Here is a 13794-nt window from a genome sequence, read left to right on the forward strand (position 1 = left end):
CCGACACGCGGTCCCGGTGCCGGGCACCGGGACTGCGTCGTCGCTCCGGCGCCTGGTAGAACTTGCCGGTACCTCCGTTACCGGATAGCGTAGTGATGTCAGTGCACAACTGTTCACTCAATATTCCGGCGGGGTGGCGACGATGAGGTTGCTGGTATCAACGGTAGTAGGCGAATGGGTCGAGCTGGCCGCGCGGGATCTGGCGGCGTTCGGCGAATTCGCCAGGGAGGTGGGGGCCGCGGTGGCCGCGCATCAACGCGAAATCCGGCGCACAGCCACCGATTCGGGCCGTGAGCTGGTGCAGGAGGGCCGCTCGCTGGCGTTCGACATCGCCGATCTGGCGGATGCGGCCAAGCGCGCTCGATCGGACCGGCTGCGCGGAGACCGCCGCGACCGGTCGGGAGGGACGTGGTGACAGCGCTGGCCGTGATCGGCGGGCTCTGTGCACTGGCTGTGGGCTCACTGGTGTCCGGCTACGCCGTGGTGGTGATCAGCTACTGGCTGGAACTGCAACGTCATCCCCCGGAGCCGGAACCGACGCCGGACGAACGGGTTCACTGAGCACGGTCAGGATTCGGTCGCCAGGCGCACACCGAACCCGACCAGCACCAGGCCGGTGAGCGCGTCGATGCGGCGGCGGATGCGCTCGGTCTGCATCCAGGTCGAGATCGACCCCGCGGCGACCACGAGCGCGGCGCAGTACAGGGCGGTCAGCACGATGTACACCGCCCCCAACCCCAGGGTCGTCCACACCGGCGAGTAGCCGTCGGGGACGAACCCGGGCAGGAAGCTGACGAACAGGACGCCGATCTTCGGATTCAGGATGTCGGTCAGTAAGCCCGCGCCGAAATTGCCCACCCGGTCCAGCGGCGCCGTCGACGCCGCCGGATCGAGCACGCCCGCGCCGACGGGCCGCCGCAGCGCCTTCAGCGACTGCACCCCGATCCACACCAGATAGCAGGCGCCGACGATCTTGAGCGCCTCGTACCCGACTTCGCTGGCGCGCAACAGCGCCGAGAGTCCGAGCACCGCGGCGACGACCCAGACCGTCAGCCCACACAGCACCCCCGCGGCCGTGCGGATCCCGGCCCGGCGGCCGCCCCGGACGAGACTGCGCACCACGACCAGCGTGTCCGGGCCGGGCAGCAGTACCAGGACGACCGCGGCGAGAGTGAACGACAGGACCGCGGCAATCATCGCTCCATCGTAGAAGCGACCGTCACCAGGTGATGTCGGCGGTGGCGGTCAGCGGCGCGCGCGGCGCGGCCGACTCCGTGACCGGCACGGTGTCGGCGGCACGCACGGCGTCCGGGAAGCGCAGGCGGGTCCGCTGCTCCAGCTCGGTCACCGACACCTGGAAGACGCGGAACTCGTCGAGCTCGAGTGCCTCGAGCTGGTCGAGCCGCTGCGAGAGCAGGAAGGCCCGGCACTTCAGCCGACCACCCTCGACGAAGCAGATCACCTTCCAGTACTCCCGGGGCAACGCGACGCCCCGATGGACGCGGTCGTCGGCGGCGAACACCGGGCCGCCGAAGACACTCACCCGGAGGTCGTCGATGTCGACATCGGCGAACACGGCGTCCTCGAGCTGTCCCCACACACCGTTGCGGCTGCTCTGATTGAAGTCGTCCATCTGCGGGGTGATGTTGGTGTAGAAGAACGAGTCGATATTGGCCTTCTCGGCTTCGGACATGCTCCCCCACAGCAGATCCGCCCGTCGCGCGAGATGCCCGCGATCGAGCCGATTACGCAGGTAGAGTTCGTTTCCCACCTGCGCCTGGGCCGGCAGCCGCGGGTCCTTGACGAACTCGATGCCGGTCCGGTCGATGCGCTTCATCGACGCGCCGTCGATATTCCACGCCACCCAGAAGGCGAAGCGCCGCGCGGCACTGAGCGCCAGCGAGAAGTGGGTGTACCGGATGACCACCGACCCGTCGAGGCGCACCGCGTCACCGCCGATCCCGGCGTCGAGCTCGGGCACCTCGATCCTGGTGGCCAGAAACCCCGGCTCGTAGCCGGTCCGGGGCACGGCTTCGTTCGCCGAGTTCACGGCTGTCGACGGCGTGTGGGTGGCAGTCATAACGATCACTCCCGAAACCTGGCTGGGCGATGGATGTGCACGCCATCGTCGTCGCCCCGCCCACCGGCCTCACGCGTAGTCGACTACCCATATCACCGGTGAATCCCGCCATCACCCAGGGGTTTCTATGTCCCGAAGAGATAGCGGAATCGGCCGCGAGGGCGGCGAGGAAGGACTCCGCGAGTTCTTCGAGGTCAAGCACGTGCAGTGGCCGCTGTGAAGGTTCCGCGCGGTCACGGTTGTTTCTGTCGCGTCAGCACATGGGTGGCCGACAGCACGGCCAGGACCGCGGTGCAGCCGACGGCGCCCACCGCAAGGCCGATGCCGATACCGGTGGCGGTCGGGTAGCCGGAGGGGGCCAGGTGGGCGGCCAGGACCGCGCCGGACATGGCGCTGCCGAAGGAGCCGCCGACGGTGCGCAGGACCTGGTTGAAGCTCACCGCGCTGCCGAGTTCGCGGTCGGCGACGCTGCGGGCGATCAGCGCGGGCATGGCGGCGTAGGTGGTGCCGATGCCCATGCCGAAGCCGAACATGCCGACCAGGATCTCCCACAGTTCGTCGTGGGCGATCCACAGCAGCAGGCTGGACGCGGTGACCAGCGCGGAGCCGGGAATCAGTAGGGCCCGCATGGGAATACGGGCCGAGACGACGCGCACCACCCGATTGGCCGCGAAGCTGCCGATCGACAGCGGCAGCATGACGAAGCCGGCCCAGAACAGCGGCAGCGCCACCCCGTACCCGGTCGAGGTCGGCGCCTGGGCGATCAGGCTGGCGATCGACAGGCACGCGTACATGGCGGCGCCGAGCCCGATCGCGGTGCCGTTGGCGACGAGCACGTCGCCGGTGCGCAGCACCCGCAGGTCGACCAGGGCATGCGGGGTCCGCAGTTCGACCAGGCCCCACACCACCAGGATCGCCACCGACACCAGGAACAGGCCGATCGTCGCGGGCGAGCCCCAGCCCCAGCGCGCGCCGTCGCCCGCGACGAGCAGCAGGCTCGCCAGGCCGACCCCGATCAGCACCGCTCCGCGCAGGTCGAACGGCGTGCGCGGCGCGCGCTCGTCGGGCCCGTCCGGCACCACCAGCCAGACGACGAGCACCGTCGACAGCAGGAACAGGGCCGCGGCCCAGAAGGCGAAGCGGTAGCCGAACAGGTCGGCGAGGATTCCGGTGAGCGGATAGCCGAGACCGAGCCCGCTGGTGACGGTCACCGACAGGGTCGAGATGCCGTTGCGCACCTGGTCGGGCGGCAGATAGCGGCGGGCCAGCGCGATCGTCACCGGGACGATGCCGTAGCTCAGGCCCTGCAGGGCGCGGCCGACGAGGAAGACCGTGAAGTTCGGCGCCAGCGCGGCGACGAGCGAGCCGGCGAGAATGATGACCAGCGACCACAGCAGCAGCCGCTTCTTGTGCGGGCCGTCGCTGAGCCTGCCCATGATCGGCGTGGTCACGGCGCCGACCAGCAGGTTCACTGTGAGCATCCACTGCGCGGCACTGACGTCGACGTGCATGTCGTGCGAGATCGCCGGGACCAGCAGCATGCCGAGGGAACTGACGATGGCCGAGGTCAGCGCGGTGTAGACGAGCGTGGGGGCCAGCCTGCGCGGCCCGGCCCTCATGCGGGCGGCCCGGCGTCCACCAGTTTCCGCAGGGCGGGGAGGGCGGCGTCGAGGCGCGCTCGCTCGGCGGCGGTCAGCCGGTCGGCGAGGGCGCGGTCGAGCCAGTCCAGCCCGGCCGCGCGCTCGTCGACGAGCCGTTCCCGGCCGCCGTCGGTGAGTGCGATCCAGATCTTGCGGCGGTCCTCGCCGTCGGGCGTGCGCACGACGAGGCCGAGGGCTTCGAGTTCGCGCACCGCGGTGGCGATGGCCTGCGGGCTGACGGTCTGCTCGGCCGCCAGGGTGGTGGCGGTGGCCCGGCCGTGCTTGGCCAGATAGCTCATCACGCCTAGCTTGCCGACCGAGATCGATCGCCCGGCCAGGAGCCGACGAGCGATGGGCTGGAGCACTTCACCGAGCTCGCGGGCGGTCGATCGGTCGTTGGCCATAGCCGAACCATACAACCGAATTGATCAATTTACTTGAATAACTGCGGTGATGCTCCTTATAGACCGGGAACACAGAAGCACCCTCCGACCGGCGCCGGAGGGTGCTTGGCGAGGGTGTCAGCGGCGCGGGAGCAGGGTCATCGTGCGCCCGTCGGCGAGGTAGGTGCCGGTGTAGATCGCGGTCGATTCGTCGAGGTCGAGAACGCCGTCGGCGCCAACGGTGAAGCGGCGCAGGATCTCCTCGCCACCGCGCAGCGGGTCGGTCCCCAGTGCCCACAGCACCTCGCCGCTGGGCGACATCGCCGAGGACTCGGCGAACACCCCCGGCTGCCCCGGCGCGAAATCGACGTCGGGCAGCGGGGTCAGGACGCCGTTCGGCTCGACCCGGAACGAGCTGATGTGCCCGGACCCCATGTTCGGCACATACAGGAACCGACCGTCGGGCGTCATGCTGGTGACGTGCGGCAGCAGACCCGTGCGGAACGGCGAGCCCGCGATCTCGGCCAGCGACCCGTCCTCGGCCCGGGTGAAACCCGAGACCGAGCCACTGATCTCGTTGACGACGTAGACATGACGGCCGTCCGGGGTGACCCGGGGGAAGATCGGATTGAGCCCCGTGTCGACCCGCTGCTTCGCCGGCGACACGGTGCCGTCGGCAGCGATGTCGAACACCAGCAGCTGCCGCGGCAGCAGGCTCGCGGCGTAGAGCTGGCGACCGTCGGGCGAGACGGTGGCCGAGGAGATACCGTCGACCAACTCCCCGAACGGCGTCCCCGCACCGTGCCGGGTGAGGGTGCCGTCGGCACCGATCCGGACCGCCACGACCTGGGCACTGTGCAGCCCCACGACGACGTAGGCGAAGCGGCCGTCGGGCGAGAAGGTGATGTCGACGGGGACATCGGGCATCGTCAGCGGCGTGCCCGCGGACAGTTCGCCGTCGGCGCCGATTTCGTACGGGATCAGCTGCGGATTCGACCCGGGCGCCACCAGCAGGAACCGGCCGTCCGGAGTGGCCGCCTGGGGCCAGTTGAGGATTCCGGACGGGACCTTCGCCCCGATCGGAGTGGGCTGCCCGGTGTCGGCGGCGGTGTAGCCGGCGATGCCGTCGCTGAGGAAGCCGTGCGCGTAGATGTGGTATCCGGAGCTGTCGGCCGACGCGGGGCCGACCGCGGTGACGCCGGACAGAACGGTCGCCGCCAGGGCCAGTGCCCAGGCTGCCCGCCGCCTCCCCGAACCACCTGTCGACGTTGAATCAGAGGTCATACCTGGGAGGCTATGTCTCGGACAGCCCACCGAACTGTCCAGGAATCTGCACACTGTCGAGCCGCTGACCAGCGCAGACGACGAAAACCCCCGCGGCGGAGCCGAAGGGGTTTCGCGGTACCGATGGCCGGGGCTACTCCTGGCCGGGCAGCAGACCCAGCTGCGTCAGGAAGCTGACGTTGTCCCAGTAGACCCGATGCTCGGCGACCTTGCCGTCCCGCAGGGTGAAGGTGTCGATGAGCGGGAAGGTCACGGTCCGCCCGGACGGCGGTACTTCGCCGTCCGGGGTCGCCAGCGGACCGGTCTGGACGCCGGTGAAGACGATCTCGGCGATCGCGGTGTCCCCGTCGACCCAGGTGTTGCGGCGCTCGATCCGCATGCCGGGGAAGGCGGTGATGAAGGCGCCGATGAGACCGCGCAGCGCCTCGATACCGGCGAGCGGACCGGACGGGAACTCGGCCGCCACGTCGTCGGTGAACGGGCTCGCGGCGAGGTCGAGATCACCGGTCTCCAGGCCGGCGTAATGCGTGCGGACGAGGTCGAGCAGGTCGCTCATGGTTCACCTTTCGCTGAATGACTGCCCGGATCTCCGGGTCGAGCCAATAATATATTGTGCACAGCTAAGCGCTCAGAGTTATTGCGCGCTTTATATATTCAGCTTGACCGATCACGAACGGCGGTGGTGTTCGCCGTGATGTATTCGAACAGACACACCAGGACTTCCTTGCACGACGCCCGGTCACGCGCGTCGCACAGCAGGATCGGCACATGCGTCGGTATCCCCAGCGCGGCACGGATCTCGGTGGGCTCGTAGCGATCCGCGCCGTCGAAGCAGTTCACCGCGACCACGAACGGAATCCGCCGGGACTCGAAATAGTCCACCGCCGCGAAACTGTCGGCCAGCCTGCGGGTGTCGACCAGCACCACCGCGCCCAGCGCGCCACGCGACAATTCCGGCCACAGGAACCAGAACCGATCCTGTCCCGGCGTGCCGAACAGATACAGGATCACCCGCGGATTGATGGTGATCCGGCCGAAATCCAGGGCGACCGTGGTGGTTCGCTTGTTCTCGATGCCGCGCAGGTCGTCGACCGAGGAGCTGAGCTCGGTGAGCTGTTCCTCGGTGCGCAGCGGGGTGATCTCGCTGATCGCGCCGACCATCGTCGTCTTGCCCACGCCGAATCCACCGGCCACCAGGACCTTCACGGCCAGCTCGGCCGACATCGCCGGGGAGCTGTAGCCGTCAGAGATTGCGTATGCCATCGAGTACCGCCTGCAGAAGTTCGGGGTCGGGGCCGGTATCGGCCCGTGGAGGGGAACGGAAGATCACATAGCCCGCCGAGATCAGATCGCTGACCAGCACCTTGACGGTGACCAGCAACAACCCCAGGTGCGCGGCGATTTCGACGATGGAGAGCGGACGGTGCCTGCACAGGCGGAAGATCTCGGCGTACTCGCGGTCGAGCTGGGCGACGTCGGCGTCGTAGCCGACCGAGATCACCAGGGTCAGGATGTCGAGATCCTGGAGTTCCTTGCCCGCCCGGCCACGGGTGAGCGCGAACGGCCGGACCAGGGGTCCCGGATCGTCGTCCTCGTAGCCCCACGCGTCCTCCGGTCCCCCGCTCACGACAGATGCGACGCTCGCGTCGTCGAACTCCGCGGTGACGCCGAGAGATGGTCGCGCACCTGTCCGACGATCACGTTCATCTCGTAGGCGACCAACCCCAGATCGGCGTCCGCGTCGGCCAGCAACGCCAGGCAGGCGCCCTGACCGGCCTCGGTCACCAGCAGATAACCGAGCTCGAGCTCGATCACCGTCTGGTGCAGCGCGCCCTTGCCGAAGCGGGTGCCGACGCCGCGGGCCAGGCTGTGCAGCGCCGACGCCATCGCCGCCAGGTGTTCGATGTCCTCGCGCTCGATCCCGACCGAACCGGCCAGCGCCAGGCCGTCGGCGGAGAGCACCACCGCGGACTCGGCGCCGGACGTGTTCTTCACCAGGGTGGTGAGCAGCCAGTCCAGGGTTCCCGCGGGGGGCTGGCGAACCATCATGTCCTCGTTCATGTTCCGACCGTTCGTTCTACGGGTGCGTATGGGGTGGGCGGCCGCGACCCTGTCGCGTGCCGTGCTGCAGCGAACTCATCGCCGCGCGGATCTTCTCGGGCCCCCTGGTGCGCCCCGGTGGCTCGGGAACCGCTGTGCGCGTGCCGGTTTCCTCGAACTCGACACTCAGCTGCGGCGAGAGGTGGGTCAGCCGATCGCGGCGCGGGAGGGCGGGTCTGCGGTCGGCGGGCGCGTCGTCCGAGCCGTGGGGTGTCATGGCGGCCGCGAACCCGTTGCGCCCGGTGGGCAGCGCGGGGGCGGGCCTGGGCAGGGCGGCGGCTTCGGGGAAGCGTGGCCCGAGGTCCCGGGTGGTCACCGGTTCCACCGCGGTGGTGGGGTTGTCGTCGCCGGCCTCGAGCACCGCCCACGGCACCAGCACGATCGCCTTCACCCCGCCGTAGGGCGACTCCTGCAACGTCACCGTGACACCGTGCCGAACCGCCAACCTGCTCACCACGAACAACCCCAGATGCCGATGCCCCGCCAACGCCATCTCATGGAACTGGGGCGGCTCGGCCAGCAGCGCGTTGAGCCGCTCACGCTCCTCGAACACGATCCCCAGACCCTGATCGTCGACCTCGACGACCACTCCCCTGCCGACGGCATTGCCGTGCACCGAGACCGGCGCCTCCGGCGGCGAGAACGCCGCCGCGTTGTCGATCAGTTCGGCGAGCAGGTGGATGAGGTCGGCCACCGCGCTGCCGAGCACACTCACGGCGGGCAACCGGACCGCGCTGACCCGCGCATACCCCTCGGTCTCCGACACCGCGCTCCGCACGACCTCCTCGAGCGCCACCGGATTGCGCCACCGCCGCCCCGGCGCGCGACCACCGAGAATCAGCAGATTCTCCGAATTGCGGCGGGCCCGCGTCGCCAGATGATCGAGCTGGAACAACAGCTCCAGATCCTCGGGATCGTCCTGCCTGGCCTCGGCGACATCGAGCACATCCAACTGCCTGCGCACCAACGCCTGACTGCGAAACGCGATATCGAGGAACACCTTGTTGAACCCGTTGCGGGTACTCGCCTCCACCACCGCCGTCTCGATCGCCGTGCGCTGCGCGACCGCGAACGCCGCGGCCACCTGACCGATCTCGTCCCGACCACCATCGACCACCGCGGTCTCGGACTCCGCGTCGACCTGATCGCCGTGATGGATACGCCGAATCAGCTCGGGCAGCCGATCATTGGCGAGGCCCAGGCTGGCCGAGCGCAACGCCTTCAGCCGGCGCACCAGTCGATTGGCCAGCACCAACGAGATCGACACGGCCGCGAAGGTGACCACGAGCATGACGCCCGAGATCACCATCAGCCGATTCAGCATGCGGTCGGCGGCGCCGCTGGTCGCGTCCACCGTCACCCGGAACTGGTCGCGGATCACCGCGATCAATCGGGTGTCGACCGCGCGTTCGGCGGCCAGCCACTCCTCGGCCGGCATCGTCAGGTCGCCGCGCTCGGACATCTCGTCCTCACCCGCCGTGCCGAAGCGCCAGTCGGACCCGGCGGTCAGCGCGCGCACACTCGCCCTGACCTCGGCCGAGAGCCGCGTGTCGACGAGATCGAACTGCTTGCGGTAGACGCCGATGTGCTGAGCGAGCGTGCGGCGCTCCCGCAGCGTCGGCATGCCGTGCGCGGCGCCGGCGGCGACGAGACCCACCACGCGGGAATGGCCCTCGGCCGCGCGCAGCAGCTCGATCGAGGTGAGCTCGGCGTCCATGGTGGTGGTGTCCGAGGACTTGTACCGCGCGGAATCCTGGCCGGAGGCCAGCATGGCGGCGATGACATCGGTGAAATACTGGTCGACATCGCCCGTCGTGGCCCGCCTGCTGTCGACCGATTCCCGGATCACCTGCATCCGGCCGATGAGATCGCCCAGCGCCCTGATGGATTCGGCGCCGGTGTTCTGGTCGATGTTCTGCGCCGACGAGGCGATGCGAACGGTCTCCTGGATCGCGCGATCGGTGTCGTCGCGGCTGGCCCGCAGCTCCGCCGCGGCGGCGGGCGAGGGTGCCTGGGCGGTCACGCTGGCCAGCCGTTCGGCCTGGATCGCGGTCACGAAGCGCAGCAACGGGTCGATGACCGATCCGCGATAGTCCGCCCATTCCTTCACCGACTGCGCCTGTAACCCGACCAGTGCCACGGCGACGGCGCCGGTGCCGAACAGCACGGCACTGGGCACCAGCGCGATCGCCATGATGCGGGTACGCACACTCGTGCCGAAGCGATCACGGAACGGGCGGCGGCGGGCGCGGGTGGTCTCGGCGCTCGGCTCGACGACGGCCGATGGCACAGCGGTTCTCCTCGGAGGGTGCGGGCGACGCGGTCGCGGCGGGCCGGGCGGCCCGCCGCGTGGCGTCATCGTGCGGGGGTCAGATGGGCCGACGGGCCGTCGTGGAAGAGCACGCCGGTGTCCGCCGCGGGCAGACCCGACGGGGCGACACTGCCGTCGGCGGCGACGGTGTAGGTGTGCACCCGGGCCGGACCCTGCAGCGTGAGCGTGTCGATGACGAACAGTTCGTTCTCGTCCGCGCTCAGGACGAGACGGCCGGGCAGCGCACCGTCGGGGGTCTTGTAGGGCGAGCCGGGCAGCGCGGTGAGCGCGCCGTCGGCCCCGATGCGGAACCCGTCGACCTGGCCACCGGTCGACGCGGGCACATACATGCGGGTGCCGTCGGCGGTGATCGCCGAACCGTGCGGTGTCGCGCCGGTCGGGTACGGCGATCCGGGCGCGTTCGAGAGACCGCCGTCGGGGGCGATCACGTAGCCCGACAGGGTTCCGCTGCCCTCGTTGCTGAGGTAGAGGTAGCGGCCGTTCGGGGTGACGGCGGGCAGCGCGGGCCGTTCCCCGGTGGCCATGATGGCACCGACCTGGGTCAGCGAGGCGTCGGCACCGATCGCGTAGCTGGTCACCGACGCGCCGACGAAGGTGCTCACGATGAGGTTGCGCCCGTCCGGGGTGACCTGCGGCAGGCTCAGCCCGCTCACGCCGGGCACCGGGGTGGCGGGCGCGCCGGTCGGCACCAGCACGCCCGCGGCGGTGATGTCGAACGAACGCACCTCCGTGGTGACGGTGCCGATCGTCGCGAACAGCCGTGACCCGTCCGGGGTGATCGTCACGCCGATCACCGGGGCACCGAAATCCCTTCGGCTGCCCGCGATCTCGTGCAGTGCGCCGTCGGCGCCGAGGTCGTAGCCGATGATCGAGCCGGACACCACGTGACCCACGTAGGCGCGACGGCCGTCGGGGGTGAGCTCGAGGGTCAGCGACCCGGTGTCGCTCGCGAACGGAGCGCCGGGAACCCGGGTGAGCGTGCCGTCGTCGTCGACCCGCAGCACGCTGATGTTCGAGGAACCGGTGCCGGTGACGAGCAGATAGCGCGGTGCGTCGTCCGCGTGGGCGAGCGACGGAGACAGCGAGAGTGCCAGTGCGGCGGCCATACCGACCGCGACGCGCCCCGGCTGTCCGAAAACGGTCCTGAGCATCGGAAACGAAACCTCCGTGTGTTCCGGCAGGCCACGTCGCCCACCTGAACTATGCACAATATAGTTTGCTTTTCTATTGCGGCGAAGGATTTGAGATCCGGTGCCGAACGCCGTCACCTGTTGTTATTTCGCACAACGGTGGTTGCTGCCCCAAATACAAAATGTGATCGTTCGATCTGGTTCCGATCTGCCGGGCAGGTAGATCACCCTTTCACATCTCATCGAGGAGATCGTTCGATGGCTTCGCCACCCACCCTCCACTCTCGCCGCCGGTTCTTCCGTTGTGCCGCACTGGCTTTCCTCACCGTGCTGTGCACCACGGTGAGCCGGCCGGCGCCGGCCACCGCCGCCGCGCCGTCCCGCTTCCTGATCACCGCGGGCACCGCGTCGATGGGGATCAGCGTCCTGCGCGTCGCCGACGACGGCACGCTGTCGACCGTGCCCGGCAGCCCGTTTCCCACCGGCTTCGGCGTCCTGTCGCTGGTCGTCGCACCGGACGGACGGACCGTCTACGTCCCGCACGCGGGTGATGCCGGCGTCAGCGGCTATCGCCTGGACGACGACGGCGCACTGCGCCCGATTCCCGGCGCCGACATCACCGTCGGCGGCCCGCCGACCTCGGCGGCCCTCACCCCGGACGGCACCCGGCTGTTCGTGGTCGTCGGCGGCGCGCCCGGCCATGTCGAGTCGTTCGCGGTGGCGTCCTCGGGCGCGCTCACCGCGACCGGCGCGCCCGCTGTGCCGGTGGACGGCTTCAGCGCCGTCGGCATGGCCCGCGTCGATCCCAGCGGCCGTTTCCTGCGGGTCGTCACCTATCTCGGAAACACGCTGTCCACCTACGCGATCGCACCCGACGGCGCCCTGACGCCGCTGGGCGCCACCGCGGTGGAGCTCGGTCCGGTCGCGCCCGGATTCACCCCCGACGGGCGATACCTGTACGTGAGCAACGAATTCGGCTTCGACCTGTCCGGCTTCGCCGTCGGCGAGGACGGCCGATTGACACCGACGCCCGGCTCCCCCTACCCGACCCACGGCGTCCCGCACGGCGCCGTGCCGACCGCCGACGGCACGCGGCTCTACGTCCCCAACGCGATGGGGACCTCGATCGCCGGCTTCGACGTGCACGACGACGGCCGCCTCACCGAATTGCCGGGCTCACCGTACGCCGGTCCCGGCGGCACCCTGCCCGGCCAGGTGGCGCTGCACCCCGACGGCACGACCCTCTACCTCGTCGACGTCCTCACCGCACAGGTGACGACCCGGGTGCACACCTACACGATCCGCCCCGACGGCAGCCTCGTCCCGTCCGGGCGACCCGCCGCCGACACCGGCGTGATCATGTCCGACGGACCGGTGGTGGTCCTGACCCGCTGACAACCGACAGGGGCCGGTGTCGGTGACCGCACGATCACCGACACCGGCCCCTACGGCCGAGCACCCAGGATCAGGGCTGCACGCCCATCTCCGGGCCGATGTACTCGCGGACCCGCGCGGCCTTGCCGTCGCGGACCTCGACGATCTGCAGCAGGTGCAGCTTCATCTCCTGTCCACCGATCGTGACCTCGGTGGTGCACTCGTGGAAGAAGCCGTTCTCGGTGTAGGTGATGCCGACGGAGGCGAAGGCAGGCACGGGTCCGTCGCCGGATCGCTCGTACACGGCCGCGACCGCGTCGGCGACGGTGACCCACTTGTCGTCGGCGCTGTGCCACACGAGGCAGTCCTCGGTGCTGATCTCGGTGAACAGATCAATGTCGACGAGGGCCTTGATCCAGTTCTCGGCGAGATCCTTGGTGGCCTGATCGGGGGTGCTCATCGTTGAACGGTGCCTTTCCTGTCCGGTTCGCTGCAGTGGGTGTGCTGCGTCACCCATGCTGCGCGCGAACCGCCAGGACGAGTGTCCAGATTTCTGGACACCTCCGCTCAGGCGGTGGACTTCTCCGGCTCCGACCACATGCCCTGCTTCTCCAGCATCGCGATGAGCTCGTCGGCGCCGGACATGATGTGGTCGCGCATCAGGCTGCTCGCGGCCTTGGCGCGCCCCTTCTGCAGCGCCTCGAGAATGGCCGGATGGAAGTCCAGCGACTCGTTGGCGTGGCCTTCGATATTGCCGTAGAACCGGTTCGGCAGCTGCTTGACGATCGAGCGCAGCAGCAGCGCCAGCCTGCGCGAGTCGGCGGCGAGGTTGACGGTGCGATGGAACTCGTGCCCGAGCGCCACGATGCGATCCAGATCGGCGCCGTCGGCGACCGCCTGCTCGTGCTCGGCGATGATGTCGGCCAGGTGCGCGAGCTGGCGCGGCGAGATGGACTTCGCGGCGCGCGCGGCCAGCTCACCGGCCAGGGTGGCCTGCGCCCAGAACAGATCGCGCACGTCCTGCCTGCTGAAGGCCGAGACCATGAAACCGCGCCGGGGCACGAGCTCGACGAAGCCTTCGCCGCTGAGCAGCAGCAGACCCTCGCGCACCGGTGTGTTGCTGACGCCGACGGCCTCGGCGATCGGCTCGGCACGCAGGAACTCGCCCGAGCGCACACGGCCCGAGATGATCAGCTCCCGAACGTAGCTGGCGACGTCTTCGGAGAGCTGCTGACGCTGCGAGTTCGCGCGGCGGGGCAGATCCCGAGTCGTCGAATCGGACAGGCGGCGATCGTTGTCGTTCGGCACGTTATGCATTATGCGTCTAGAACGCGCGAAAGCGCAGCGCCGACCCATGGAAACGGCGTCGATCACCGGACGGTGATCGACGCCCCGGCCCCAGGCCCCCCGGGAGGGGGGGAGCAGGACCCAGGGTCGGATAGTGGGTACGATAACAAAAAAAAAAATATTT

16 protein-coding genes are annotated in these 13794 nt (G+C 69.4%); 3 read left to right on the forward strand and 13 right to left on the reverse strand.

The window, feature by feature from the left end; translation table 11 throughout:
* The first annotated feature begins 142 nt into the window (after nt 1-142).
* Together ACFVW6_RS12135 and ACFVW6_RS12140 are read left to right on the forward strand one after the other, a co-directional pair.
* Nucleotides 143-415, forward strand: coding sequence for a hypothetical protein (locus tag ACFVW6_RS12135; RefSeq protein ID WP_378831764.1), 273 nt, complete (start codon nt 143-145; stop codon nt 413-415).
* Nucleotides 412-561 carry a hypothetical protein gene (locus ACFVW6_RS12140; protein ID WP_355282452.1) on the forward strand — a complete coding sequence of 50 codons (150 nt, stop codon included), beginning with the start codon at nt 412-414 and terminating at the stop codon, nt 559-561. The genes ACFVW6_RS12135 and ACFVW6_RS12140 overlap by 4 nt, the downstream gene beginning before the upstream one ends.
* A 6-nt stretch (nt 562-567) precedes the next feature.
* On the opposite strand, the gene ACFVW6_RS12145 is transcribed toward ACFVW6_RS12140, so the two are convergent.
* From ACFVW6_RS12145 to ACFVW6_RS12195, 11 genes are all read right to left on the reverse strand, one after another.
* Nucleotides 568-1197: a LysE family translocator gene (locus ACFVW6_RS12145; RefSeq protein ID WP_378831767.1), complete on the reverse strand. Its 630-nt coding sequence runs from the start codon at nt 1195-1197 to the stop codon at nt 568-570.
* Between the two features lie 22 nt (nt 1198-1219).
* Nucleotides 1220-2080: a DNA/RNA non-specific endonuclease gene (locus ACFVW6_RS12150; RefSeq protein WP_378831770.1), complete on the reverse strand. Its 861-nt coding sequence runs from the start codon at nt 2078-2080 to the stop codon at nt 1220-1222.
* 233 nt (nt 2081-2313) lie between these two features.
* Entirely contained in the window at nt 2314-3699 is a 1386-nt protein-coding gene (locus tag ACFVW6_RS12155) for an MFS transporter (protein WP_378831772.1), read from the reverse strand.
* Nucleotides 3696-4124 (reverse strand): MarR family winged helix-turn-helix transcriptional regulator, encoded by a 429-nt coding sequence (locus ACFVW6_RS12160; RefSeq protein WP_378831774.1) that lies wholly within the window; start codon nt 4122-4124, stop codon nt 3696-3698. The genes ACFVW6_RS12155 and ACFVW6_RS12160 overlap by 4 nt, the downstream gene beginning before the upstream one ends.
* A gap of 117 nt (nt 4125-4241) precedes the next feature.
* Entirely contained in the window at nt 4242-5387 is a 1146-nt protein-coding gene (locus ACFVW6_RS12165; RefSeq protein WP_378831776.1) for a lactonase family protein, read from the reverse strand.
* Between the two features lie 133 nt (nt 5388-5520).
* Entirely contained in the window at nt 5521-5943 is a 423-nt protein-coding gene (locus tag ACFVW6_RS12170; protein WP_378831778.1) for an ester cyclase, read from the reverse strand.
* Between the two features lie 98 nt (nt 5944-6041).
* On the reverse strand, nt 6042-6650 hold the full coding sequence (locus ACFVW6_RS12175; RefSeq protein WP_378831781.1) for an ATP/GTP-binding protein: 609 nt from the start codon (nt 6648-6650) through the stop codon (nt 6042-6044).
* The gene (locus tag ACFVW6_RS12180) at nt 6631-7014 is read right to left on the reverse strand and encodes a DUF742 domain-containing protein (protein ID WP_355282433.1); all 384 of its coding nucleotides are present in this window, start codon (nt 7012-7014) and stop codon (nt 6631-6633) included. The genes ACFVW6_RS12175 and ACFVW6_RS12180 overlap by 20 nt, the downstream gene beginning before the upstream one ends.
* Complete coding sequence (locus tag ACFVW6_RS12185; RefSeq protein ID WP_378831785.1) at nt 7011-7433, reverse strand: roadblock/LC7 domain-containing protein; 423 nt, start codon at nt 7431-7433, stop codon at nt 7011-7013. The genes ACFVW6_RS12180 and ACFVW6_RS12185 overlap by 4 nt, the downstream gene beginning before the upstream one ends.
* Nucleotides 7434-7464: 31 nt before the next feature.
* Nucleotides 7465-9777: a nitrate- and nitrite sensing domain-containing protein gene (locus ACFVW6_RS12190; protein ID WP_378831787.1), complete on the reverse strand. Its 2313-nt coding sequence runs from the start codon at nt 9775-9777 to the stop codon at nt 7465-7467.
* Between the two features lie 65 nt (nt 9778-9842).
* Nucleotides 9843-10970: a lactonase family protein gene (locus tag ACFVW6_RS12195; RefSeq protein WP_378831789.1), complete on the reverse strand. Its 1128-nt coding sequence runs from the start codon at nt 10968-10970 to the stop codon at nt 9843-9845.
* A gap of 237 nt (nt 10971-11207) precedes the next feature.
* On the opposite strand from ACFVW6_RS12195, the gene ACFVW6_RS12200 reads away from it, so the two are divergent.
* Nucleotides 11208-12344, forward strand: coding sequence for a lactonase family protein (locus tag ACFVW6_RS12200; protein ID WP_378831791.1), 1137 nt, complete (start codon nt 11208-11210; stop codon nt 12342-12344).
* Between the two features lie 70 nt (nt 12345-12414).
* Here ACFVW6_RS12200 and ACFVW6_RS12205 read toward each other — a convergent pair whose 3' ends face one another.
* Together ACFVW6_RS12205 and ACFVW6_RS12210 are read right to left on the reverse strand one after the other, a co-directional pair.
* Nucleotides 12415-12783 carry a hypothetical protein gene (locus ACFVW6_RS12205; protein ID WP_355282419.1) on the reverse strand — a complete coding sequence of 123 codons (369 nt, stop codon included), beginning with the start codon at nt 12781-12783 and terminating at the stop codon, nt 12415-12417.
* Nucleotides 12784-12890: 107 nt separating this feature from the next.
* Nucleotides 12891-13583 (reverse strand): GntR family transcriptional regulator, encoded by a 693-nt coding sequence (locus tag ACFVW6_RS12210; RefSeq protein ID WP_378832100.1) that lies wholly within the window; start codon nt 13581-13583, stop codon nt 12891-12893.
* Nucleotides 13584-13794: the final 211 nt, after the last annotated feature.

Origin of the sequence: Nocardia sp. NPDC058244 (assembly GCF_042882065.1) — a bacterium.
Lineage (GTDB): Bacteria > Actinomycetota > Actinomycetes > Mycobacteriales > Mycobacteriaceae > Nocardia.